We start from the raw sequence: 23,907 nt of genomic DNA, 5'->3' as shown, positions 1-23,907 counted from the left end.
GAATGTGTGAGTAAGGAAGATTGGGGCTAATATGCTTCAATCTTTTTTATTTGGATTTAAGCATGCAAAAAGAAGACTACCTCAAAAGAGATAGCCTTCCGCTCTACTTATTTCCAAGATGGCTCACAAGCCCAACCATCACTATCACGATCATGTTTGCTCTCATATGCCCAATGACCTTTATTCACACCGTTAGGAAAGTCTTTCTTTAATTCTGTACAATTTTTATACAAACTATTTTTAGAATTATTAGTTGTTGTTTTGGTTGTATTCTGTGTATTGGTATTTAATGCTTAATTTTATCTACTAAATACTTTGATTCAACATATGTTCCCCTAGTTATTTCATTTTTAGGGTATTCTTCAATATAAGACCAGCCTGCAATCGATCCATATACATGAACCTTCGTTCCACTTTGAATTAATCCTGCGCTTCCAAACACTTTACTTGCTATTAGGTATTTGTCTATATATTCTGTTGAACTGCTAATATATTTCACTACAGGCTTAGAATTAGTAATAAAATCTGTTTTAACATATCCAATGATATTTCCATATTGGATATACGAATAGCCGTTCTCAATTACCCCGTAATTCTCCATTATTATTCCATAACTAAGCGTTCCTATTGTATTACTATCTTCTGTTGGTTTTTCTTTAACTATTACACCGCTTTTAGAATTTGATTTACTAATTGTGGAAGGCGGGTCAAATTCAATCTGAATTATTTCAATAAAGCCATATTGACCATTGAATAAAATAGGTATCCAACCATCTTCTGCCATATGTTCAGAAATAACAAATTCCCCTCCTTTCACATTCCCAATAGTTTTTGATGTTGTGGAGGGCAATTCCTTAACAATTGCTCCATTTTTTGAAATCTTCACGGTATATTTTATTCCACCATCATCAAAATCTTCTAAAGTTTGATTTAAAGCATATACCTTCTCCTCATTCAAAAAAAAGGAACTTAAAAGCACACATATAATTGCCGATATTACACTAACTTTTTTCATAGTTAACCTCTCCTTTCTGAATAAATATTACTATAATGAACCATTTTTCTCCATATCAATTTTAATTCAGATTATAAAAATGCAATATTTCATTGTTCACCACTCTAAATTAATTATTCTTAAAAGGTGATTGATTCTCCTTTTTACAATAAAAATAAGGCACCTTTTGCCACATCTTGCAAATCTCCTGGAAATTTAAATTTCAAACACATATCTATAAAAGAAATCCTGAATTGAAACAAACAATGATAATAAGAAGGCTACTATAAACATGCAACCTGAAACTTTTTTCCCCTGTTTAAATTCATGTAATCCCCATGTTAGCATTGCTAAACCCATAAAGAATACCATTAAAAAATTAAAATCATAATTCCTTGTTATAATTCCATAAATAGCTACCGTAAAAAATAATGCTGAAAAAACAAAATATAACTTTTTTAACAAAATTCACACCCCTTTGTTTTATTATACTAAACTGTTCTATTAGTCGAATAGCTTTCATCTACAAGAAATCAATCCACAATAAAAAACACCTGCCGGAGCAAGTGCTTTATAAAACATCGATCGAAAATTGGGCACATCTTTTCACTGTCGAAAATCCGACCATGAAATCTCGTGGCTCAAAGTTCAACCACCAAAAACATTTCCCCAAATTTGTGGAATCCTCATTTTAGCAAAAGGACAAATTGACGTTTTGCGCGACTTCGAAAATTTAGGGTTAGTGAGTAATACTGATGTATTTTTTCTAACCACCCCTGAATTTCGTGGTCCGTTAATCGGAGCTACTTGCAAAGTCCAATCCACTGTGTCAAATTTGACACACCCACAATATATAACTGTGGATGCCCTTTTTCACAAACCCCATTCTTCCTTTAACTTAGTCAAAATTTTCATCCTGCTACCATCATCACCTGACACATCAGGATGAAACTTCTTGGATGCCATTCTATAGATTTCATGTAGCAACTTCTTTTCTTCCTCGCTGTAGTTACTAGTTGAAACAGTTGAGTAACTATGCCCACTGTTATTATTAAACTGTTCTTCAAATCGTTTATAACTTTCTTCTTTACTCTGATTTATATATTCATCTCGCGCTTTTTTATCCACTTTTAGTTTCTCTAAGTATTTTGGATTGAGCAACTCACCAAAAACATCATAGCAGTAGTTATATGTATCGGCTCCGTACTCTGATTCAAGTTGCTCTTTATGCGTAGCATATAAAGTCGTGATTTCATCATATTTTAATTTAGCCTTGTATTCTTCCGACTGCTGGAACTCTGCTTCTATTTGTTCTACTAATGAATCTATTTTGATACTAATGATTTCATGAAGGGTATTTTCTTCAATCCCCATTTCAACAAGCTTTTTTTGTAAATTTTTAGTCACGATAAAATCGCCATACCAGGACTCGGCCAAATCATAATAATCCATTGTACATATGGACCATTGCTTTTTTTTAACCTTACCTTCTTCTCTATAGCTATGATGAATACTAATTTTATAAGCATCCATAATCGGTCTTTCAAAACGTTCATCACTATAGGTATATGAGTAGTGAGTGTTCGGCTTATCAGAAACATCTTGATCAATACTAAACACATACTGCCAATTATCTCTTTCAAAGACTAACATATCAAAACCAAATTTCGGATTTTTTATATATGCTGCATTACTTCCATTTTTTAATTTAAATACATTTGATATATACTTTTCAAATGGAATTTTATGCTGAATTGGTCGAACATTAATTTTAAAATGATTTTGAGGGAATTGATCACTTATCATCGTCACTTCAAATTCATCATTGATATCGCCATCTATATTACTAAATCTTCCGAAACGATGGGTAAAACTTATTGGTGGTACTCTAAGTGGTAGCTTAAGTTCTTTATTAAAATGTTGTTCAAAATCTTTTAATGCAGATTCTACAGTTTTATATCCTATTTCAGGGAGAAATTCTTCAAGTGGTTGTGGGGAATCACTTGACTTTGCATCTACTGTTTCGGAAATGGATATATTAATTAGTACGTATCCTAATAACAATAATATAAGAAAATATTTATTCATTTCATCCTCCTAAAATTTTATTTAGGAATATTTTCTCCAATTAAATAGTTAATATGCTTTTATCTCCGCACAATATATCCTCTTAGGCAGTTCATATTCGGTTGTTCCAACCAATTGTAAAAAGGCACACTGGACACTCTATATGCGATTTGTCCTTCAAATATTTATAAATAGAGTTGATTTTTTGTATGTACTTCCAACTCCTGTTTCCCTAAAATGGAAATATAAAGGGAGGTTGCAAACAATGAATTGGTTTAAAAAATTATTCTCTAAGAAGAAGAAAATTGATATTCCTATCGAAAAACAAGAGCTGGAAAGAAAAGATTATACAGTTAAGTTAAGAATGAACAATCCTTCTACATTGACACCAATAGAAAAACGTATTATTGAATTACAAAATGAAAATCCTAATATGTTAGAGGAAGAAATAAAAACAAAAATTATCGAGGAAGAAAAGCGAAAAATAGCTGATAATATAATTAACAATACTAAAATTGAAATTGTTAGAGGAAAGCCGAATTCAACTAATACTATACAACAACAGAAAGTTACCAGTTTTAGAGATTTAAACATCGTTCCTGATAGCAAACTTGTCTATTCTAGAATAAGAAAACTTGTGCCAAATTTTATAGTTTTAGATTTTGAAACAACAGGTCTATCTAATAATACGGACGAAATTATTCAAGTTGCTGCCGTGCGATATGAGAACTTTGAGGAAAAAGAAAAATTTGTTACCTTTGTGAAGCCTTCTAAACGAATTCCTTATGACGCAACAGAAATAAATGGTATAAGTAACGATGATGTTAAAGATGCCCCTTCAATTAAAGAAATACTACCAAAATTACTTGAGTTTTTAAAAGATGATGTCATCGTTGCACATAATGCCTCATTCGACATGAAATTTTTACTAAGTGCAATGTACAAAGAGGAAATCGAATACCGTAAATTTAAAGCTATAGATACTTTAGCTTTATCTCGTAAACATATTGACTTTACAAAAAATCATAAATTATCTACATTAAAAAGCTTCTTAAAATTGAATCATTTAAAATCACACGATGCACTACACGATTGCTTTGTAACTGCTGAATTGTATAAATATTGTTATGAAGAAAACTTAGTTAAAAATTAAGTCACTCAAATAAGTGGCTTTTTAATTAGGAGGTTTTATATGAGGCTTGTAAAAGGGTTAATAGGTTTAATATTAATTATGGTTGGGCCTATGTTGATAGTCATAACAATTGACGATTCTTTATTAATCAAAAATATACTTTTAAAAGTTTTAGGGACGTTTTGTATTTTTATTGGCGCAAAAATGTTACATAGGCAATTCCATCCTAACAAATACAAAAGAATATAGAACAAAACCAGGCACTCATTTTGAAGTGAGTCCTGGTCATTTGTTTATATGGCTTAATAGTAATTCTTCAGAATAGAAGAAAAACGAAAGTAGTTTAGACTATTTATGTTCGAGAAAGTTCAATGAAATATACGGAGATATTGTAGAATATTAGTAGATATAAATCGTTTTTTTCTGGAGGATATAAAATAAATAGTATGGAAACCTGAGGTCTCTGGAATATCTCAGTGTACGATGAAAATAGTTTAGCAGGTTTTTTATGCTTAAAGTATATCAAAAAAGGGAGGGACTTTTTATGAAAAAAGTACTCGAGATTTTTTTCGATGAACAGTTTATATTTCCATACATGCATTTGGAAGATGTTCGTGAACAGCATTCACAATATGGAAATTCAAATATTTATATGGTTATGTTAGCAAAAAAATATCAAATATTAGATGCGCAGTGTATCAATCAACAATTAATTGTCAACTATAAGTGCTTAGAGTTAAACCAAAGTTTTAGAATATCGAATATTATACTACTGCCTTTCAATATCCCGGAAGATTCCATTGATATTAATATCAGCGATTACGGGACTACAATTGAAATAGGGATTACTAATTATGGGATCGAATTCATTAAGAAAAATCATGTTGATTTCTTCAATAGTTCGAACTTAAGTCAAAAAAAGAAGATCTCTATTTATGATCTAATAAATATATCGAATCAAAATGAGGAAACAAGTGAGGAGTACGAAATTTTGTATATTGGGCAATCTCTTGAAACTGGTGGGGGTAGAAATATCTTTGATAGATTAAACAGTCACGAGAAGATCTTAAAAATATATATAGAGATTATAATATGAAGTACAGAGATAAAGAGTTGGTAATATTTTTGCTTCATACAAAATCTAAGTTGCATACAGTTATGACCCCAGATTCAATGACTTCCATTTTATTAGGGAACTCTTACTGGCAAACTACTGATAAATTGGGAGAAAAAATAACTGATGCTACAGTAGTTAATGTAGTTGAAGCCATGTTAATTTATCATTTTAGACCTCAATATAATATTAAGGCGTTTTCCTGCTTTTGACGCTCTTTTATTTCAGTTTTAGTTAAGTTCTTTTTACCTTTTAGAACCAACAATTCAATTGGTTGTCGCGGTCTAGCCATTTCCATCACCTCACTTTCGGAAAAATATTTTATTTAGGGATTTTTGTGTACAGAAAACGGGCATCCGGTGTAGGGCTAATTGTCTTTTCAGAAAAATATAGAGGGGGGCTACCCATCTTTCCTCTCTGTACCTGTCTTTTTGTTGTGGCACGACTGGCAAAGTAGCTGTAGGTTGTCTTCATCTAACCTTTTATTCCAGTTTTGTTTAATCGGTATGATGTGGTCCACAATTGTTCCAACTGTAATTCGTTTTTCATTTAGACATTCAACACATAATCCGTTATCCCGAATGCGAATCAAATCCCGTGCTCGTTTCCATGCTGCTGAATGGTAAAATTGTTTGCTTCGATCACTACGATGATACTTATCGTAATAGCGATTGTTTTCAACTTTGGCTGTTTTATGTTGGTCACAATACCCCTCACGAGTTAGCTGTCCGCATCCAGGCTTATTACATGGACGTAAAGGTTTACTGTTCATGTGTTATTATCTCTTCCTTGATGGTATCCATACGTCTCTTGATGTCTGCCTTTAACGTGGACTCATCTTGCTTTAATTGCACTAGCTTATCACCATCAACCCACTTCATCTTGCGGTGTAACTCTCGCATCTTTGCTTGAAGTTTACGTATTGATCCGTCTGTATAAAAACAGACATACTCACGTCCACAGTTAGGACAGTTGAAGTATGTCTTCTCGATAGCGTTATGAAGTTTGTCTTTCTTAAAGTGTTGGACATAAAACTTGTGACCACATGACTTGTTACACTTCGCATAGACTGGTTCCATCCTTATCCCTCCACAATTCATAGTGATTGCTCATTAGCTTTTATAGTCTGTTTAGCTTTCGACTTTATATCTTCAAGACTGCATCAAACTCCGCCCTACTAATAACTAATCCCTGTAAGCTTCACGCAGTATCATAATCTATCTAACGATACTTAGAACCCATTGAACTAGCCTCCGATTGTTTTATGGCTGTTTGATACAGTCCTCAAGGCATAATAAAAAGCCGCAACTCGTAGTGACCGCGACTTTGAAAATAATTATAATTCTTCTAAATAAATCGTAACTATAATGCTTTTTGAACTGTAAGTAAAAGCCTTTTCGCTCACAGCCCTATAGTTACCATCAATATTAACTACATCACTAACGTTTGGAATCAAAGCTGATAGAGAACCATTGATATCGTACGTCATAATTACATCTCCGTTTTGTTCACAAAAACTGATAGTAATATGTTCTAAATTGCCACTCATCTTTAGCACCACCTTCTACACTAATCATAGACTGGAAAGGATTTACTGTGTAATAGGATTTTGATGCATAATTAAAAGCCACACCCGCTTGGATGTGACTAGATTTCTATATTTTATTCAGGCGTTGATGTCTCGATGGTTTCACCGTTATTACAAATAAAAAGCTTAGCTTTAAACTCTATACTTGTTGAGAGTTTCTGCAACATACTTAATTCATTAGCCAACTTTTCTATTTCTACCAATCCTTCACTTTGCAATTTAGTAGTGACCAGCTCAAGTTGTTTTAATGACTGTTGAATTAATTCTATATTCTCCTTATATTTTCCTAAAACATTTTCGGTATCCAATATCTCACTCTGATTGTTTGTGTTTTTAATCATTTGATTGACTCTCCCTTTCTCTCTATAAAGTCATCATTACGGTGTGGTCTTTGACACACGAGATATTAATAAACATCTTAGGATATGGCATGAAACCATCTCATAAATCGTATTTAATTAGCACTATTATAAAGTGGTTTAACCTATTTAACAATTTAATTTTTATTCATAGTTAAATGCATAACAAAAAGCCTACACTCAAATGAGTGCAGACTCTTTAGTCTAATTCCTTACATCCAATTACTCACAATTACTCTTTCCGGGGAATTTTTTATCCATTTCTTCTGCACATTGAGCTTGAACTACTGTTAGCGTTGTTATAACTCCCCATATATTAGAATTAAAACCTAGTTTAAGTATGTGTCCTGCAGCTAATTTAAAATCTTTGTCCGCGATTAAATTTGCTATAGTACTACCTATAGCAATAGGACCGTAATTAGATTTTATACCTTTTAAAATACAATCATTTTGTGCAGCTGTAAATTCGTATGTTGGTCTCATTAAATGCCATCCACAAGCAACAGCTCTAGTTCCAATTTTCGGATTTTCAGAAATATCTACTTGATTTGTATTAACAAATAAATCCGCATCCTCAATTTGTTGAATATACTCTTCATAATTATCATATTCTTTTAATCCGTTTTCAAAAACTTCTCTGTCATATCCTAAGAAATAGCCTCTTTCATTGGTAACCACACCTTTTTCAAAAATCAATTCTAAAGATTTTTCAACTAAAGCAAGCTCTTCAGGATTTTCAGGATTTTCACCATATTCCTTTGCATTAGTGTTTTCAGTGAGTACACCAAGGATAGAAAACATTGCAATAGCTACTACCATACTTACTTTGAATAAACTACCAGTGATTTTATTTAACATATTATCCCTCCTATTACATATGATACCATAACCTATTTATTTTTCAATGAATAGTTAATTAGGAAGAAAAATCCAGATATAAACAATGCGACAATAATTTTCATAAAAAAACTAAAATCAGTTTGCACACTCATAATAAGGAACAATGCTATAAAGAAAAAAACAGATGCCAAAAACACCCTATTTTTTATTATCTTTAATATATTATTCAACTAAAATCACCTCAATATTAAAATAATTTAATAGTAGTTCACCATAAAGTTCATTATAACCTAATATGTGGTATAAATGTAATCCTTATTATAATTGATGCGAAAGTCTTCCACTTTAGTTGAAAGAAATTTTCACATTCTTGTAGACAAATAGTTTCTCAAATATTTCCGTTCATTTTTGCATACAAATTTAAAATAAAAAGCCACACCTTGTTAGATGTGACTTCTTAGATTTATTAATTGTCATATTCAATCCTAAAAGCTTCTTTTAAACTAGTTAGCATATTTTTTACATCTCCTTTTGGTTCTTCTAAGATTATCTTAATTTCATTAAACACTTTCTGATTAATGTATGTAAATTTAGATCCATTATTTCCTTCATTGTTTTCAAATGTTAAAACATTTAACGATGCAAACAGCCTTATTTGAGCGTGAATAACATTCATAAATATTTCAACATCGGTATCCTCTTTAACGACAGTTTTGAACCAATTTTTAGTTTTGTTTGGCGAAAACTCCAAGTCGTTTTTATATAAGAAGCATGCGTATACTAATGTTATACCTTCGGTTATTAGTTCTTTAACAATAACATTATGTAAGTATCTCTGCCATTCTTCATCTGTTAAAATCTGTAATGTTTTATCCTGATTAGTACTTTCCTTTTGTAGATTCATAAAGCTTTTTAGTGGCTCAAAATTAGTAGTAATATTTTCATGAAGACCTTTTTGCATATCTTGAAGAATTGAATAAAGCCATTCTTCTAATTCTGTTATAACAGTACTAATTTCATTATTTTCTAATTCTTTTGTAGCTTCTTCAACCCTATTCGCAGACTCTTCAAGCTTCTTAGTTGAAGCTACTGTAGTAGAACTTTGGTCAAATGTATATAAGATAGCAATAACAGCTAAAAACTTAGTTCACATTTCGGGCGTTGATATTGGAATAAAAAAAGATATTCCAGATAATGTCCTAAAAGTTTTAAAAGTAATGAAGCCTGGTGATTTCATTGGCTGGAATAATTTAGATGAATTTAAAAAAGTGTTCGTTGAAAAAGAATATTTAAAATTAAGGGAAACTGATAATGAGGAAGATAGCAAGAAAAACGAAGAAGAGTTAAAAGCTTTTTATGATCTATTTTCAAAATTAAAAGCAATTGAATCAGGTGCAATAGCGAACGCTATTTTACATGATGGATTAATAAACATTGAAAAAGATACAAAAACACAGTTTAACGAACAGGATAGTATTGATAAATATAATTTCGACGTACCAACACCGATTTTTCTAAACGAAAATAATGAAGGAAACTTTTATTTTTTTAAAGAAGGTGTTGAAATTTCAAAAGAAATACAAGAAAAACTACGTTTAATGATCAAAACAATTTTAGATTAATTTTCACATCATACATTCCTGTACACACGCTCGCCAAAGCTTAGAAAGGGATGGTAAAGGTGAAGTTATATAAATCAACAAAAGAACCTGAAATATATCACTATTTCAATATGAATAAAGAAAAATTGTGGATGTATCGACATAAGTATTATGATGCTGCTAATAAACGGAGAGAAAAGAAGAAAAGTGGCTTTACAACAGAAAAAGCAGCATTGAAGGCCCTCCTGGAAGTGAAGGTTGCAACGCTGCGTGGTGAAACAAAACATATAGAAAATGATAACCTAACTGTTGCTCAATGGCTAGACATGTGGTTTGAGTTGAATAAAGGCAAATGGAAACCTGCCACAATTATTCAACGAGAAGGTTTTATAAAACTATATTTAAAGCCCTATCTCGGTTCCTATAAACTACAAAAATTAGATAAGACTATTTATCAAAAGGCTTTTATAAATGCTTAAGAAAATAAATTAAAACCTTATTCAATTCGATCCTTGCATAAAACATTTAGAACAGCAATTAATGCAGCTGTAGCAGAAGACATTATAATTCGTAATAAATTACATGGTGTTGCCCTGCCCTCTATGAGAAATGAGGAGTCAGATAAAAATTACCTAACACCAATGCAACTAAATTTATTGCTTGACTATATTAATCGTAACGAAAATATAGCGTACTATTCTTTATTTTTAACGATTGCCTATACTGGTATGCGTAAAGGAGAAGCTTTGGGGCTTCAATGGCGTAACATTGACTTTGACAATAATACAATTACTATTGAACGTCATAGAGGAAATAACGGAGTTGGAACAACAAAGACACGAAATAGTGAGCGCACCATAAAAGTGGATTACATTGTGATTCAGCAGTTAAAGATTTATCGAACTGCTGTCAAAGCCTTATTGCTGACTTATGGTCGTAAGTTGAACGAAGAGCTTTCAAAAGATGACTCGTTTATTTTTCTATCCCCTTATACTGGGGGACCTTTCATTTCTACAGGTTTAAACGCAACATTTAATCGTGCTGTAAGAGCAGCTGGTCTTCCCCCCACTACAATACACGGATTGCGGCACACACATGCTACAATTTTAATGAATAACGGTATCCCTGTTAAAGCAATTGCTGAACGATTAGGAAACACTCCTGAAATGATTCATACAGTGTATGGTCATGTTCTTAAGGAAATGGAGGAACATGCTATCTCTGTATTTAGCCAAAGTTTAAAAGAAAATGGGGCTAAAAGTGGGGCTAGTTTATAACAAAAACCCATCAAACGCTATATATATCAACGTTTTTAGGAATTAAAATATTTATCCAAACGCAAAATAAATTCGCAACAAACCCAGCTAAGCATCTTCGCATAGCTGGGTTTAATTTGACTTTGTGGTGCTACAAAGATGAGTCATGACATCTGCCCATCACAACCGTATTATAGTATTTACCGTCAGATAGTATTTTATCATTTTTCAATAGGCCTTCTACTTCAAAGCCTAGCTTTTCATAGAGCCTAATCGCTTTGTCATTCGTTTCTAAAACATGCAATGCCATTTTTTTAATATCATTGGCATCTGCCCAGGCAATGGATTGTTGTAAGAAGTTCTTTCCTATGCCATAGCCCCAAAATTCCTTTAAAACTCCTACACCAAATTCAACTTTATGAGAAAATCGTTTTAACGCAAATCCTTCACATCTTGAAAAGCCAACAATTTGATGATGAGCGACTGCCACTAAAAATAAGTTTCGAGGATTGTCAGTATCCGCTTTTATTAACTGTTGAAATCCTTGTGGATCGATAAAGGCCTCCCCTTTTTCTCGGTCAAGGTTTTCTGTCTCCCCATCAATTTGTAACCTTAATGCAGATAACTCACGCGTATCTGTTTCAATGGCAGACCTGATTGTATAATGCAGTCCGTTTTGATAAAATTCTTGCTTGTTTATGCGCATGACGGCTCCTTTCGTTGCTATGCCTCTTCTAGTTGATAATTTGTACTTGGCTGAATGGTAACAAAGCGATTATTCCATATTAACTCATGATGCTCCACAATTTGTTCAGCATCCAACAAGTGACTATTGATCGTGCTATGTGCACCTTCTATTAAAATATTATGGTGGTATCCATGGCTATACGCACTTCGAATCGTAGTATCTAAACAAAATTCCGTTTGCGCACCGACAAAAATAAGCTGATCAACCTTAGAATCCTGTAAATATTGTGCTAATTCCGTTCCATAAAATGCATCCCAAGTAGTTTTTTCAATAACTTTGTCTTCCTGCTGTTTATGTAGGCCATGATGTAGTTCCCATCCAGGTTTTCCACATGCCATTTCATCATCCTGTTCTAAATCTGTATGCTGTATAAAAATTACCTGAATCTCTTTAGCTCTAGCCCATTTAATTAAGTGATTAATATTTACTACAACTTTGTCACCTTCAAATAATTGATACTTCTTATTTATAAAGAACACTTCTTGCATATCTACAATGACTAATGCTTGTTTCATAAATTCCTCCTTCAATATTTTGGCTTTGTGTCATTTTATTGTATATGAAATCAATCTTCCTGAAAAGTAAATGACAGGCCTCATAAAAAACACCGCTACCTTTAGATTCGTCACTTGGGTTGTTCTATCCGTCAGTTCGGGGGTTCTATCCGTCAGTTCGGGGGTTCTATCCGTCAGTTCGGAGGTTCTTTCCGTCACTTTGGTTGTTCTATCCGTCAGTCCGAACGTTCTATCCGTCAGTTCGGAGGGGCTTTCCGTCAGTTCAAGCGTTCTTTCCGTCAGTTCGGAGGTTCTTTCCGTCAGTTCGGAGGTTCTTTCCGTCAGTTCAAGCGTTCTATCCGTCAGTTCGGTGGGTCTTTCCGTCAGTTCGAACGTTCTATCCGTCACTTTGGTTGTTCTATCCGTCATTTTGGTTGTTCTATCCGTCAGTTCGGGAATCCCATGTACATAACCATCTAAAATCGTAGAAAGCCCGATAGTAGATGGCAATAGTTGCTGTTCGGTTGAGTGGATAGATGCCAGTGTTTGATAAACCGCTTCTCTGATAAAAATGTCAAAAGGTATTCGGAATGTGATTATACCGAATACCTTTTGTCGTCAATATAACCCGCCGTTGCACAATGCATGGCGGGTATTTGGGTATTTATTTCATTAATTCTTCAACAAATTCTACAGGTACATATGTTTTTGTTGGTTCAAGTAAAGCTGGTGCCACTTCGAAGTGACGAAGTGCTTTATTGTAGCCATATTCTTTTTGACCGCGTGTTATCGTATAAGATAATGCACCTTTTGATACGATTGCACCTTTTCCTGTTGATTCTACTGTAAAGCCAAGTTCTTCAGCAATTAATCGTAAAGGAACCATTGTCGTACCATCTACTTCATAGAAATCCGTTTTAATAATTTCATCTACAGCCGTTTCTGATGGATCTACTTCTCCTGGGTCCACTTCTCCCGGTTCTTCAACGATAGTGTCTAATACTATTACTTTTGATGGTGGCGTTTGTGCCGGAATACTCATTGTTGTAATTGTATAGAACACAAGTAAATGTTGTTCTGCTAAATCTTCAACTGTCACATCTTTGCCAGATAAACTTTGTACGGCCGTTTCTTTGCCGACATTTAATTTTAGCGTGTTATCTGCGTTCACTAAATCTTTGTTGAAAAAGTCAACTGTTACACTGCCCATTTCCTCTGTTTCCACAATAAGTACTTCTGGATTATATTGTGGCGGGTAAATCATCAGCATCGGTTTGTTTGCATACGTGTAAGCCGTTACTTTGTCACCCTTTTGAAGCTTCACTTCTTTGCCTGTATTATCGAAAACAAGTGTGTCCTCATTCATTACAAAGACATTAATGTTTTCGCCTTCTTTAACCGTATAATATGTAGCATTGTCACGTACTTCGACATTCTCAACTGTGCCTGCTACTTTAATAAAGATTGGCTGCACTTGAGGATTTTGTGCTTCGTCATTTTGTGCGTTGGTCACAACTGCCTCTCCTCCGTTTGCTGATGCAGTTGGTGCTATTACAGCTCCACCGATTAATAATGCCGACATTGCGAATGGTACGACTTTTGTCATTTTCATAAAAAACATCTCCTTTATTTCACGAATTCATAGGAGTAGTCGTAGTAAAGAGGAAAAGGTTACAACATATTGGTAATATTATGACCGTTTTCAGGAATTATTATTTTTTCCTAAAAATAATAAGAAGGCATTTTAGATAGCTGGTATACTTTGATTTCTATTCCACTCAAGAAGGGGAATCCGTATAAGCCCCCTTCACTGGTTCTCTTAGTGCCTGTCTCCCTCTCTAAAATGACGCTAAAAAATAAATTGAAGTCGATGTAATACGCGTTGTAAAAAGTACTGATGTTCACTTTGCTTCGTCCTTATATCCAAAGCTATATCAGGATGATCCGTAATAACGCCCGCAACATTTTTTCCAATAAACTCTTGTAGAGAGCGATCTTTGTTTAAAGTCCAAACAAATAAATCCATATCCGCTTGCTGTAATTCTGCAATTAAGTTATCTGAAACCCAAGATGCTTCTAATGCTATAAAATCTACTGTCGTATCACTCATGGACCCAACAGTGAGCGCATAGACAATACCAACACGTAAGTTAGGCGCTAATTTCTTTAGCTGTGTCATCAATTGGGAATTCGCTGATTGGACATAATACGTATCCAATACCTGATGTGTTGTTAATTTTTCTAGTAAGCGTGGCAATAAATCTTCTCTTTCGTTCCCCTGCACTTTTAACTCAATGAGTAATGCGACATCAAGCGCTTTCGCCATCTCAATAAAATCATCTAGTGATGATATTTTATCGCTATAACCATTCGAGTGGACTGTAATGGTCTTTAATTCACTTAGGGTCATGTTCGTTACTACCCCATTTTTCCCAGCTAGTCTCCTTAATGTCCGGTCATGATACACAACAAAATCTCCGTCTACGGTTTGCTGAATATCTATTTCTACCAAGTCAGCACCTGCAGCGGCGGCACTAACAAGCCCACCAATCGTATTTTCCACAGCCTCTGCCGTGTATCCTCGGTGTGCGATGATTTTCGTATCAGGCGCATAAACACTTTTCTCCAACGAATTTACATTGATTACGCTCAATACGATAAATACGGTGCAAGCGAGTATCGATAATCGTTTGTAACGCTTTTTTAAAAACTTCGGTGAAATTTTTGATTTCGTTAAGAGAAGCGTATTGTAGGTAATTGCCACCATTACCTGTGAAAACATTGCCTGTAACAAACTAAACAACACCACAAAGGCAATTTCCAAAAATGCAAGGGTCATACCAGCAGTTAAAAGAGCTGCACTCGGCATCACACGTTCTAAGATAAATAATGGTATTGTGCTCACCACGGTAATACCTAATAACATCAGCAAGTGACCTGTTAAAATCATGGCCAATAATACGAGTAATTCAAACAAACCTCTTCTTGAAAAGCGCCAACTTTGTACAAGCGATTGGCGAATTGAAATCCTTGGTTGAATCGTAAAAATCGGCAATGTCAGGATGCTACGTACGCCAACAATGACTAATACACTTGCTACAGCAGCATAAAGTAACTTTCCTGACCGACTAAGCATTAATTCATCTGTAATAAAATGCGGAATGGAAATGGCTTGGGTTAACGTCAGAGGTAGCATAAATGAAGCTAGAGGTAATAACAAGGCAATATAGACAACCAAATATATTACCTGAATACTATAAAAATAGACGACTTTACGATTTAACTGCTGCCAAATTGCTAGAAATCGATAACGAATACCACGCTGTTGATAAAAAGCCATTAAAAATAAAAAACCCATCTCATAATAAATAAATAGTAATACAATCATTACCCAAATAAGGAGCATACCAATGACGAAGGGATGCGCTAGAAAGCTGTGGATATTTTCCTCGGTAATATGGGTGTAGCCAGTTACGCGCAACATCAGCTTAAAACCAACCGTTGTGATGGGTACAACCATTAAAAACTGAAATAACCGAATCAGTGCAAAAACCTGTATATAATGAACGCGGTACGTATAAATATTGTACATGGCTAGTCGCATAATTTGACCTGCTTTGTGCATTCACTCACCCCCAGTGGCATACGAACTTATTTCCCCAATAAATCATTTACTACACTTTTTTATTACTTTTCTATAAGGTATGAATTGAAATATACGTTCAATTACTTCCAAGGTAAAAATCCATATCCGAAAAAGATTTTGTCCATTATAGTATGTCCTTATACATCTTTAGATTTATGTATTTAACACTGCCAGCTAAATTTTTTGAAACTTTTTACCAACTGATTCGGTAAATAGTTATGGAAACTTATAAATGGAGGTATACATATGAAAAACTTTTACATTGGCGACATTATAAGTACAATCATGATACTACTTGTTTTCGTAGTCATTTTTTACGTTATGATCAAAATGATAAAAAAATTAAAGCCTTTGTCTTCAGTGGCTTCCTCGCCACCTGAAGACACACTTCTCCGACAAGTTGATGCTCTCACTTCGCGTGTTAATAGCTTGGAACTACAAGTAAAAGAGTTGTCCGAAAATCATCATGCAAATCAAAATAGCTAGCCAGCTGACTATTGTTATAGTACTGGTCTCGTTAAGACAAAAAAATCGCCGTGAAGATTACTCTTCACAGCGTTTTTTTGTTTTTGCATAAACTATTTGTCCATTAATAACCGTATAAGCGACGTCTATATGTGGCATGTTTTCGATGTCTACCGTAAAAATATCTTGTTCAAATACAGTGAAATCCGCAGCATAGCCCGCTTCTATCTTCCCTCGAACATGGTGCTGTCCGATAATTTCTGCGGCCCCTACTGTATACAAACGTACAGCTTCAAAGCGTGAAATTTTTTCCTTCGAACCATAACCATCATGCAATTCGCCAAAATTCCGTCTTGTCACAGCTGCGTAAATTCCGTGTAATGGGTTGGGCTCTTCAATCGGTGCATCACTACCTCCTGCTACAATAAGCCCTTGATCCAGGAGCGATTTCAATGGATGTAAGCCTTCTGTCCGCTGCTTCCCTAACCTTACGAGCTCCGCTTCATATTCACCTTGAACAAATTGTGGTTGCATATCGACTGCTACAGGTAACGCCGCAAGCTTTTCCAAGATGTCCTTATCAACCAAGCTACAATGAATGACGCGGTCTAATTGTCCTTCTCGAGGTGGATATTTCGCAAACACCTCTAAAATTGTTATAATCGCTAAATCACCAATCGCGTGCACAGCGACCGTTTGCCCATATCTTCTAGCGAGTTGCACATACGCCTCTAACTGCTCTGTTGTATGCACCAGCATCCCTCTATTGTTAGGCTCATCACTATATGGTTTACGCAGAGCCGCCGTTCGTCCACCAAATGCGCCATCGATGAAGATTTTCATGGCACCAAACTCGACAAATACTGTTGATGCTTCATGCAGTTGAACAACTTCCTCAAAAACAGTGTGGTGTTGCAGTAAGTGCACTTTAAATGATTGTCGCGCCTCCACGATTTTTCGAAAAGCAGCTATTGGCTGACTTGGGGAACCGTAGTAACTTAAATCTTCGGAATGCCCCCCAACAAGACCATATGATTGTAGGGAGTTCACGGCTTTTTCAAGCGCATCCTCAATATATGCAGGCGTAATATGTGGCATATGATTGACAATCATATATAGTGCAGCATCCTTTAAGACACCTGTCACTTGTCCATTCTCTTTGTCAATAATGCCGCCCTCAGGTGATGGTGTATCGTTGGTAATCCCGGCAAAAGCAAGTGCCTTGGAATTAACTACTATCAAATGATGACAGCTACGTTTTATAATCAAATGGGCCTCACCCAGTGCATCAAGTTCCGCTAATGTTGGAAAAACTGGTACGATAAATTGTGTTTCATTGAGCCCAATAGCAATAACCCATTGTTCTGGCGTCGCCTTCTCCATCTGTTCACGAAGTATGGCAAGTAGCTCGTCCTTACTTTTCACCTTGGATACATCAATATGCTTCAATTTTTCACCATAGCCAATGATATGTAAATGACTATCGACAAATCCTGGGTACATCACGCAGCCATGTAATTGTTGGATAGAAGCAGCTTGTGGCAACAAGCTGTCTACTGAGCCTGTTGCCACTATTTTTCCATCTTGTTCAAGCACAGCTTCAACCGTTTCGCCAACCTTTGCCATCGTGTAAATCGCGCCACCTGTCCATAACGTTGCCAAAACCATTCTCCTCCTATGCTATTGCTTCGATTAAATGCGCTCTTTCTAAGCGTTTACGTACAACGACACCAAGCCATGCAGCTATTACCGCTTTCAAAACACCTACAACGATAAACGGTGCGACACCGCCCATAAATGCTGCTGTCCATGATAAATCCGCTAAAATTTTTAACCAAACTGTACCGAATGTTAATGTCACAGCCATCCCAATAATATTAGCAATGATGGCATGTACCATCGTAATGCCGAATTTATCTAAGTATAACCCCATGATAATTGCTGTTACGAGGAAGCCTACTATATATCCACCTGTTGGTCCTACTAAAATAGCAAAACCTCCTGACATGCCACTAAAGACTGGCATACCGGCAGCTCCTAGTAAGATATATAACAATACCGATATTGTACCAAGCTTCGTGCCCAAAATTGTGACGATTAAACCGACTGCTAATGTTTGCCCTGTAATTGGAATAAGTGGTAGCGGAATCGTAACTTGCGCCAGTACTGCTATAATCGCTGCACCAAATGCCGCTAACACATAATTATATGTATGACTCTTCTTCAAACTAAATTGCCTCCCTTTGTGCGTTAACTAAATAACAAAATAAGTTAACACAAAGATATAGCAAATGAAAACTGATGTCAATCAATTTTGAAAAATTGCCATAAAAAAAGAAATTGCTATAGTGAACTAGCAATTTCATTCCCTTCATCAAACTTTCTTACCAAAGAGGCTCATTCATAGGATCATCTTCTTGTAGATCAAAGATATAAGGTGCTAATTGATAATAATAAATAAAGACACCTGCGAAAAAAAAGCCAATTCCAAGAAAAAAGTTATCAAAAAAATGATTCATGAACACCATCATAGGAATCGGAATATTGAGTATTCCGGCTAATTGGACAGATTTTTTCGTCCGATATTGCTTTTTCCCGCAGTACGGACACTCTATTTGCCCATTTTTACGATAAAATTTTCGCGCTTGTTTGTGTGTCCACGTTTCTGCACACTCGATACACACCGGTAAACCATAGCCCTTTTTTAGCAACAAGCGTTTTACCAGAAATGTGACACCTATGAACAGAATAAAGAGTAGTATTCCTCGCACTACATCATAGTCAAAAAATGTCCAAAAACTCCACGTATCCGATTCTTGCTGTAAAGTTGCCGCCTGTTGACTACCAGCCGTACGATCATCTTTACTCAGTGATAAGATGTATGTAAAAGTAAGGACAAACACAGTGAAAGTTGCAAGTACGATTCGATACTGCCACTGACTACTACTTCTCGGCTTGCTTTTCCCACGCATTTTTTGAACGATTGCTTGCTTTTTTTCAGCTGAAAGCTTAATTTCCTGTAGCTCCGTTAATACTTCTTCTTTAAATTGATTCATGGCGTAACACCTCCCAGTCATAGTCACCGATTGCTGTTGCTAACTGTTTTCTAGCACGCTGTAATCTCGTTCTTACCGTTGCTTCTGGACAACGAACAAGCTGTGCAATTTCTACTGTGTTCATATCCTCGAAATAATATAGAATGAGTACTTCTCTATATTGCACAGATAATGTAAACAACGCATCCACTAACTCTCGCTTTGTCGACTTTGCAAGTAACTCTTTTTCTGGTGTGACAGTTGTAGTGCGCCCCGTTATTTTTTCGAATAGTGACAGCCGTTTACTTTTCCAGCTGCGCAAATAATCATGGCTTCTGTTAACTGTCATTTTCACCAAATATGTACGGTATGATGATTCTTGCCTAAACTGCTGTTGTTTTTGATAAAAGGCGATAAACACATCCTGCACAATGTCCTCAGCGGTCGCTTCATTTTTCACATATAAATAAGCAACCTTTAGTAAATAATCACCGTGCTCTGCCATAATTTGTTCTATTTCCATCGCTGTCCTCACCTTCTTTCTATACTACTGACGGATGCCAATCCATTTCCGATTCATTTTGCAGGAAATTATTTTTTCTCTGAATGTTTTTGAAAATAACGATTCATTCTGATAAAGTAATAAAGTGACGAATTTTGTACAAGGAGTTGTAGTAAATGACCGTGAAACACCAAGTAAAGGCTATAGAAAAGGAGCAGGACATTCAATTTGAAAATCGTGCACGTTTATTAGTCAAGTGCCCAGACCAACCAGGAATTGTAGCTGTGTTATCTTCATTTTTATTTAATTTTAATGCAAATATTATCGAGTCGAGCCAATATTCAAGTGATCCTGAGAATGGTACTTTCTTTATACGGATTGAATTCCATTGCGACAATCTGCCAGAAAAATCACAGAACATGGAAGAGGCATTTACATATATTGCGAATGACTATGGCATGGAGGCTAAATTTTGTTATTTAAATAAACGGGAACGAACAGCCATCTTTGTTTCAAAAGAGCTACACTGTTTACAAGAGTTATTATGGGAATGGCAAAATGGTGATGTAGAGACGGATATTGCAGTGGTCATTAGCAATCATGAGGATGCACGTGCGCTTGTCGAATCATTTCATATCCCGTTCCATTATATCCCTGCGCATAAAGAGATTCGCCAACAGGTGGAGCAAGAACAAATCCGATTAATAGAAGCATATGAAGTTGACCTGCTGATCCTTGCCCGTTATATGCAAATATTAACGCCTGATTTTGTGGATCATTTCAAAAATCGCATTATCAATATACATCATTCCTTCTTACCCGCGTTCATCGGCGCAAATCCATACGAGCGTGCACATACAAGAGGGGTCAAACTGATTGGTGCGACTTCGCATTACGTTACGAACGATTTAGATGAAGGACCGATTATTGAGCAAGATGTAGAACGAGTGGATCACCGTGATACGGTAGCACATTTGAAAAAAATTGGCCGCCAAATAGAACGGCGTGTACTGACGAAAGCTGTAAAATGGCACCTAGAAAATCGAATTATCGTGGAGGGCAACAAGACAATCGTTTTCCATTAATCATTTCATGGAAATTTCTTCATGTAAAAGAGGGGCTCCATATGCCCCTTTTTCTATTATTTACTATTTCCCACATCGCTATATTGGTTATAGAGTGTAATTTGGTTACGTCCATTGCGTTTTGATGTGTAGAGCGCACTGTCCGCATGATGTATTAAAGGTTCAACTTGCTTGATGTGTCCACAGTCATTCGTGCTTACCCCTATACTAAATTCTAATTGTACAATTTCCTCATTAATCGTCAATGATAGTGAATTTAATGTATGGTATAGGTTTTGTGCAATGGCTTGAACGGACTCTCCTTCTTTTAAATGCGTGAGAATAATAAACTCATCCCCTCCAAAGCGAGCTACAATCGATTCATAAGGTTGAAAATAATTTTGCAATGTAGTTGCCGTTATGGTTAGTGCATCATCCCCAAATAGATGACCATTCGAATCATTTATGGATTTAAAATGGTCCAAATCAACCATCATTAAAGCCAGTTCTTGACTTTCCTTTGCAGCATTTTTCACCATTGTCTCCGCATGTTCATCAAAATAACGACGATTATAAATATTGGTTAGTGGATCAATATACGAATTTCTTTCAAACTGTTTTTTCTGCGCATTATACTCCATTTCAAATAACACTTGTGTATAATTTTCCCTTTGTATTTCTAATAAAATGTTTATATATTCCTTTTGGATAGCACATAAAACAATTTTATTGCCTTGGTCTTCAATGAGCCTAACTAAGGAATTATAAATGTCTTGAAGCAAGGATAAGTCATTATTTTGCAATGCAAAATGCTTTGATTTTTGATACATATCAATCGCCTCGCCAATACGGCCCTGTTTTTCACAGAGTAGGGCATAGGCATTAAATACTTCTAATTGTGCCTTACTATAAGGCGGTACATGAATTTGCTCAAGTAAATTTTGCAATATCTCCTGCGCTTCATTAAATTCCGCTAACCCAATATGTGCTATCGCTAAATTTGTCTTCGAATGTATAATCCCTTTATAAGGTTGCACATGTTGTGTGTCAAATTCATTGGCATAGTATAGACTTTTTAAGGCAAGTTCCTTGGCCTTATCATATTTTTCTAGCTCAATCTCCATGCCACTCAAATTATTGTAAATTTTGCCCATGCTCTCCACATGCTGAATTCGCTCCGCTATTTCAAGCCCCTTCATCAAAAACTCTTCTGATTTTTTTAGATGACCAAATGTAAACCAATAGACGGAGGCAAGGGAATAATATTGAATGACGTCGATATCATTGCCATACAAAAAGGTAAGTTCACGGTATTGCTCAAGTAAATTGATGGATATTTGTAAATCTCCTACTTGAAAATAGCTCATACAACGGTATCGTAACAGATGCATTGCTTTATCGTACAACGCCAGCGCATAGGCCCTATCTATTGCAGCACCACTTAATTCTATATATTCTAAATAGCGATTGGCACTATATAATTCATCTAGTGTAATCAATAATTCTTCAAATTCTTGTGTGTCCATACCGTACCCCCCTTTAATATCTCTTATTCCTTTAATACTACCTTCACACTCAAAATATTACAATTCTTTGTACTCATTTATTTGGCAACAATTGAGTAATTTAACCTAAAATGCCATTTTAAAATGAAAAAAGCCTCTTTAACAGAGGCTTTTCATCATTCTTCAATGCCTACAAATGCTTTTCAAGCTTTCGATTTTTTCTGGTTACAACGGCTATCAGGCGTAGTTGTGGTTTTATCAGCGATTTTGTTGGTTCTATCAGCGATAATTCTATTCTATCAGCAATCTCGTCTTTTATGATGGTTTTTGTTGTAGATCAGTGTATACCTTTGAAAGATTGGCTTTTATGCCATTTACGCCTTTCCATGCTCGATACTTACTAGGTGTTTCAAAGTCAGAGATAAAGTCTTCACGCGTTATGTTTCTACGATGCGCTTCTGTTGCTCTTAAAATCAAGCATGATAAATAATCTGTAAGCGTATCACAAATAGCCATGCCCTCTACGCTCCCGTGTCCTGGCACAATGGTTTCAATTTCCATTTGTTTGACTGCCTGCAAAATTGACAAAAATTCTGTAGCGTCATATATCGGGACATGTAAATCCTTAGTTATTAAATCTCCCATAAATGCTATCTTTTCATTGGGTAAATACATAAATGTATCACTTGGCGAATGTCCTCCACCTAAACAGTACAGTTCTACACTTCGTCTTGAACCTTTAATAATCAGTTTTTCCTCAAACAGCACTGATGGTAGGATCATTTTCATATTAGGTAAGTCCTTTAATACTTTGGACATTTCATTATACTGGTTTAATAAGCTCTCTTTTAAAATGGCGTCATCTGTTGCATCAATTTGATTTCTCACATTTACAAGGTAATGTTTCATGTCCCTTTCTTCCTTTGCTACATCTTCCAATTTATTTTTTCTGCACACCATCGATGTGTTAATGAGGTAGCAATGATCGTTGTATCCATAAACATTTGATTACCAAAAACATGATCTCCATGGTAATGACTGTTGATGAGGTACTTTACTGTCTTGCCAGTAATGTTTTCAGCTTGACTCCGTAACTCCTTCCCAGCAGACGGTGTGCCAAGCGCGTCAAAAACAAGTAATTCATCACCTAAATCCAATACCCGCATTGCTCCATGCACCTTGGCCGGGTTTTGCGATAGCTGCATACACGCCGTCATCTAAGGCATGCAACGTAAAATAAGCTGTGTCTACAATATTCATCTTCCCCTACTCTACCAAATATATTTTTACATATTATAGCATTTGTTGATTTGTGGTGAAGCAAAAAAACCCACCCTTGTTGAGTGGATTTTCGCTTGGTTATATAAATCGTTTAAACATCTTCTCGTATAATGCCACAATGAGCAATCCGCCTAGTAGCGGAATCAGCGAGCTGAAGCTGAAATAAAAGCCTTCCTCATTGAATTCTCCTAAAAATTGAAATTGTAGCCATGTCAC

Annotated in this window: 28 protein-coding genes; 6 read left to right on the top strand and 22 right to left on the bottom strand. The window is 35.4% G+C overall.

Features of this window, described 5'->3' with window-relative positions; translation table 11 throughout:
* Window positions 1-107 precede the first annotated feature (107 nt).
* The 4 genes from H131_RS24020 to H131_RS25630 form a co-directional block, all read right to left on the bottom strand.
* Window positions 108-233: an excalibur calcium-binding domain-containing protein gene (locus H131_RS24020; protein WP_080647761.1), complete on the bottom strand. Its 126-nt coding sequence runs from the start codon at window positions 231-233 to the stop codon at window positions 108-110.
* A gap of 53 nt (window positions 234-286) precedes the next feature.
* Complete coding sequence (locus H131_RS20820) at window positions 287-1,015, bottom strand: SH3 domain-containing protein (RefSeq protein ID WP_010861107.1); 729 nt, start codon at window positions 1,013-1,015, stop codon at window positions 287-289.
* 195 nt (window positions 1,016-1,210) lie between these two features.
* Window positions 1,211-1,459 carry a DUF3953 domain-containing protein gene (locus H131_RS20815; protein ID WP_010861106.1) on the bottom strand — a complete coding sequence of 83 codons (249 nt, stop codon included), beginning with the start codon at window positions 1,457-1,459 and terminating at the stop codon, window positions 1,211-1,213.
* Between the two features lie 408 nt (window positions 1,460-1,867).
* Complete coding sequence (locus tag H131_RS25630) at window positions 1,868-3,082, bottom strand: hypothetical protein (RefSeq protein ID WP_010861105.1); 1,215 nt, start codon at window positions 3,080-3,082, stop codon at window positions 1,868-1,870.
* A gap of 244 nt (window positions 3,083-3,326) precedes the next feature.
* On the opposite strand from H131_RS25630, the gene H131_RS23245 reads away from it, so the two are divergent.
* Together H131_RS23245 and H131_RS20790 are read left to right on the top strand one after the other, a co-directional pair.
* Window positions 3,327-4,214, top strand: a complete 888-nt coding sequence (locus H131_RS23245; protein ID WP_010861104.1) for a 3'-5' exonuclease — start codon at window positions 3,327-3,329, stop codon at window positions 4,212-4,214.
* Window positions 4,215-4,737: 523 nt separating this feature from the next.
* Complete coding sequence (locus tag H131_RS20790; RefSeq protein WP_010861102.1) at window positions 4,738-5,289, top strand: hypothetical protein; 552 nt, start codon at window positions 4,738-4,740, stop codon at window positions 5,287-5,289.
* 418 nt (window positions 5,290-5,707) lie between these two features.
* Here H131_RS20790 and H131_RS20780 read toward each other — a convergent pair whose 3' ends face one another.
* The 6 genes from H131_RS20780 to H131_RS20755 form a co-directional block, all read right to left on the bottom strand.
* Window positions 5,708-6,079, bottom strand: a complete 372-nt coding sequence (locus H131_RS20780; protein WP_010861100.1) for an HNH endonuclease — start codon at window positions 6,077-6,079, stop codon at window positions 5,708-5,710.
* Window positions 6,069-6,386 carry a hypothetical protein gene (locus H131_RS20775; protein ID WP_010861099.1) on the bottom strand — a complete coding sequence of 106 codons (318 nt, stop codon included), beginning with the start codon at window positions 6,384-6,386 and terminating at the stop codon, window positions 6,069-6,071. The genes H131_RS20780 and H131_RS20775 overlap by 11 nt, the downstream gene beginning before the upstream one ends.
* A gap of 257 nt (window positions 6,387-6,643) precedes the next feature.
* Entirely contained in the window at window positions 6,644-6,856 is a 213-nt protein-coding gene (locus H131_RS20770; RefSeq protein ID WP_010861098.1) for a hypothetical protein, read from the bottom strand.
* Window positions 6,857-6,969: 113 nt separating this feature from the next.
* Window positions 6,970-7,236, bottom strand: coding sequence for a hypothetical protein (locus H131_RS20765; protein ID WP_010861097.1), 267 nt, complete (start codon window positions 7,234-7,236; stop codon window positions 6,970-6,972).
* A gap of 240 nt (window positions 7,237-7,476) precedes the next feature.
* Window positions 7,477-8,112 carry a hypothetical protein gene (locus tag H131_RS20760; RefSeq protein WP_010861096.1) on the bottom strand — a complete coding sequence of 212 codons (636 nt, stop codon included), beginning with the start codon at window positions 8,110-8,112 and terminating at the stop codon, window positions 7,477-7,479.
* Window positions 8,113-8,560: 448 nt separating this feature from the next.
* Window positions 8,561-9,055 (bottom strand): hypothetical protein, encoded by a 495-nt coding sequence (locus H131_RS20755; protein WP_010861095.1) that lies wholly within the window; start codon window positions 9,053-9,055, stop codon window positions 8,561-8,563.
* A 256-nt stretch (window positions 9,056-9,311) separates the two neighbouring features.
* On the opposite strand from H131_RS20755, the gene H131_RS20750 reads away from it, so the two are divergent.
* From H131_RS20750 to H131_RS25615, 3 genes are read left to right on the top strand one after another with little or no spacing between them, the layout of a single operon-like run.
* Window positions 9,312-9,716, top strand: coding sequence for a hypothetical protein (locus H131_RS20750; protein WP_010861094.1), 405 nt, complete (start codon window positions 9,312-9,314; stop codon window positions 9,714-9,716).
* A gap of 59 nt (window positions 9,717-9,775) precedes the next feature.
* Complete coding sequence (locus tag H131_RS25620; protein WP_230491919.1) at window positions 9,776-10,174, top strand: tyrosine-type recombinase/integrase; 399 nt, start codon at window positions 9,776-9,778, stop codon at window positions 10,172-10,174.
* A gap of 33 nt (window positions 10,175-10,207) precedes the next feature.
* Entirely contained in the window at window positions 10,208-10,972 is a 765-nt protein-coding gene (locus H131_RS25615) for a site-specific integrase (RefSeq protein ID WP_230491918.1), read from the top strand.
* 130 nt (window positions 10,973-11,102) lie between these two features.
* Here H131_RS25615 and H131_RS20740 read toward each other — a convergent pair whose 3' ends face one another.
* The 9 genes from H131_RS20740 to H131_RS20695 form a co-directional block, all read right to left on the bottom strand.
* Window positions 11,103-11,657 carry a GNAT family N-acetyltransferase gene (locus tag H131_RS20740; protein WP_010861093.1) on the bottom strand — a complete coding sequence of 185 codons (555 nt, stop codon included), beginning with the start codon at window positions 11,655-11,657 and terminating at the stop codon, window positions 11,103-11,105.
* A 17-nt stretch (window positions 11,658-11,674) separates the two neighbouring features.
* Window positions 11,675-12,214: a cysteine hydrolase family protein gene (locus tag H131_RS20735; RefSeq protein WP_010861092.1), complete on the bottom strand. Its 540-nt coding sequence runs from the start codon at window positions 12,212-12,214 to the stop codon at window positions 11,675-11,677.
* A gap of 30 nt (window positions 12,215-12,244) precedes the next feature.
* On the bottom strand, window positions 12,245-12,622 hold the full coding sequence (locus tag H131_RS20730) for a hypothetical protein (RefSeq protein ID WP_010861091.1): 378 nt from the start codon (window positions 12,620-12,622) through the stop codon (window positions 12,245-12,247).
* Between the two features lie 235 nt (window positions 12,623-12,857).
* The gene (locus H131_RS20725) at window positions 12,858-13,805 is read right to left on the bottom strand and encodes a stalk domain-containing protein (RefSeq protein WP_010861090.1); all 948 of its coding nucleotides are present in this window, start codon (window positions 13,803-13,805) and stop codon (window positions 12,858-12,860) included.
* 237 nt (window positions 13,806-14,042) lie between these two features.
* Window positions 14,043-15,818: a glycerophosphodiester phosphodiesterase gene (locus H131_RS20720; protein WP_010861089.1), complete on the bottom strand. Its 1,776-nt coding sequence runs from the start codon at window positions 15,816-15,818 to the stop codon at window positions 14,043-14,045.
* Between the two features lie 564 nt (window positions 15,819-16,382).
* Window positions 16,383-17,966 carry an amidohydrolase gene (locus H131_RS20710; protein WP_010861087.1) on the bottom strand — a complete coding sequence of 528 codons (1,584 nt, stop codon included), beginning with the start codon at window positions 17,964-17,966 and terminating at the stop codon, window positions 16,383-16,385.
* A 13-nt stretch (window positions 17,967-17,979) separates the two neighbouring features.
* Window positions 17,980-18,531, bottom strand: coding sequence for a biotin transporter BioY (locus tag H131_RS20705; RefSeq protein ID WP_010861086.1), 552 nt, complete (start codon window positions 18,529-18,531; stop codon window positions 17,980-17,982).
* Between the two features lie 157 nt (window positions 18,532-18,688).
* Window positions 18,689-19,360: a TIGR04104 family putative zinc finger protein gene (locus H131_RS20700; protein WP_010861085.1), complete on the bottom strand. Its 672-nt coding sequence runs from the start codon at window positions 19,358-19,360 to the stop codon at window positions 18,689-18,691.
* Entirely contained in the window at window positions 19,347-19,862 is a 516-nt protein-coding gene (locus H131_RS20695; RefSeq protein ID WP_010861084.1) for a sigma-70 family RNA polymerase sigma factor, read from the bottom strand. The genes H131_RS20700 and H131_RS20695 overlap by 14 nt, the downstream gene beginning before the upstream one ends.
* A 155-nt stretch (window positions 19,863-20,017) precedes the next feature.
* Between H131_RS20695 and purU the strand changes: the two genes are divergently transcribed.
* Window positions 20,018-20,926, top strand: a complete 909-nt coding sequence (gene purU, locus H131_RS20690) for a formyltetrahydrofolate deformylase (protein ID WP_010861083.1) — start codon at window positions 20,018-20,020, stop codon at window positions 20,924-20,926.
* A 56-nt stretch (window positions 20,927-20,982) separates the two neighbouring features.
* Here the strand turns inward: purU and H131_RS20685 are convergent, their stop codons facing one another.
* From H131_RS20685 to H131_RS20675, 3 genes are all read right to left on the bottom strand, one after another.
* The gene (locus H131_RS20685) at window positions 20,983-22,431 is read right to left on the bottom strand and encodes a tetratricopeptide repeat-containing diguanylate cyclase (protein WP_010861082.1); all 1,449 of its coding nucleotides are present in this window, start codon (window positions 22,429-22,431) and stop codon (window positions 20,983-20,985) included.
* A 294-nt stretch (window positions 22,432-22,725) separates the two neighbouring features.
* A complete protein-coding gene (locus H131_RS20680; RefSeq protein ID WP_010861081.1) occupies window positions 22,726-23,319 on the bottom strand; it encodes an MBL fold metallo-hydrolase in 594 nt (197 codons plus the stop codon).
* A 17-nt stretch (window positions 23,320-23,336) separates the two neighbouring features.
* Window positions 23,337-23,615 carry an MBL fold metallo-hydrolase gene (locus H131_RS20675; protein WP_196228949.1) on the bottom strand — a complete coding sequence of 93 codons (279 nt, stop codon included), beginning with the start codon at window positions 23,613-23,615 and terminating at the stop codon, window positions 23,337-23,339.
* Window positions 23,616-23,907: the final 292 nt, after the last annotated feature.

Origin of the sequence: Lysinibacillus sphaericus OT4b.31 (assembly GCF_000392615.1) — a bacterium.
In the GTDB taxonomy this organism is placed as follows: domain Bacteria; phylum Bacillota; class Bacilli; order Bacillales_A; family Planococcaceae; genus Lysinibacillus; species Lysinibacillus sphaericus_B.
Note: the sequence above shows the minus strand (reverse complement) of the source record. Positions and strands in the feature narration are given on the sequence as shown.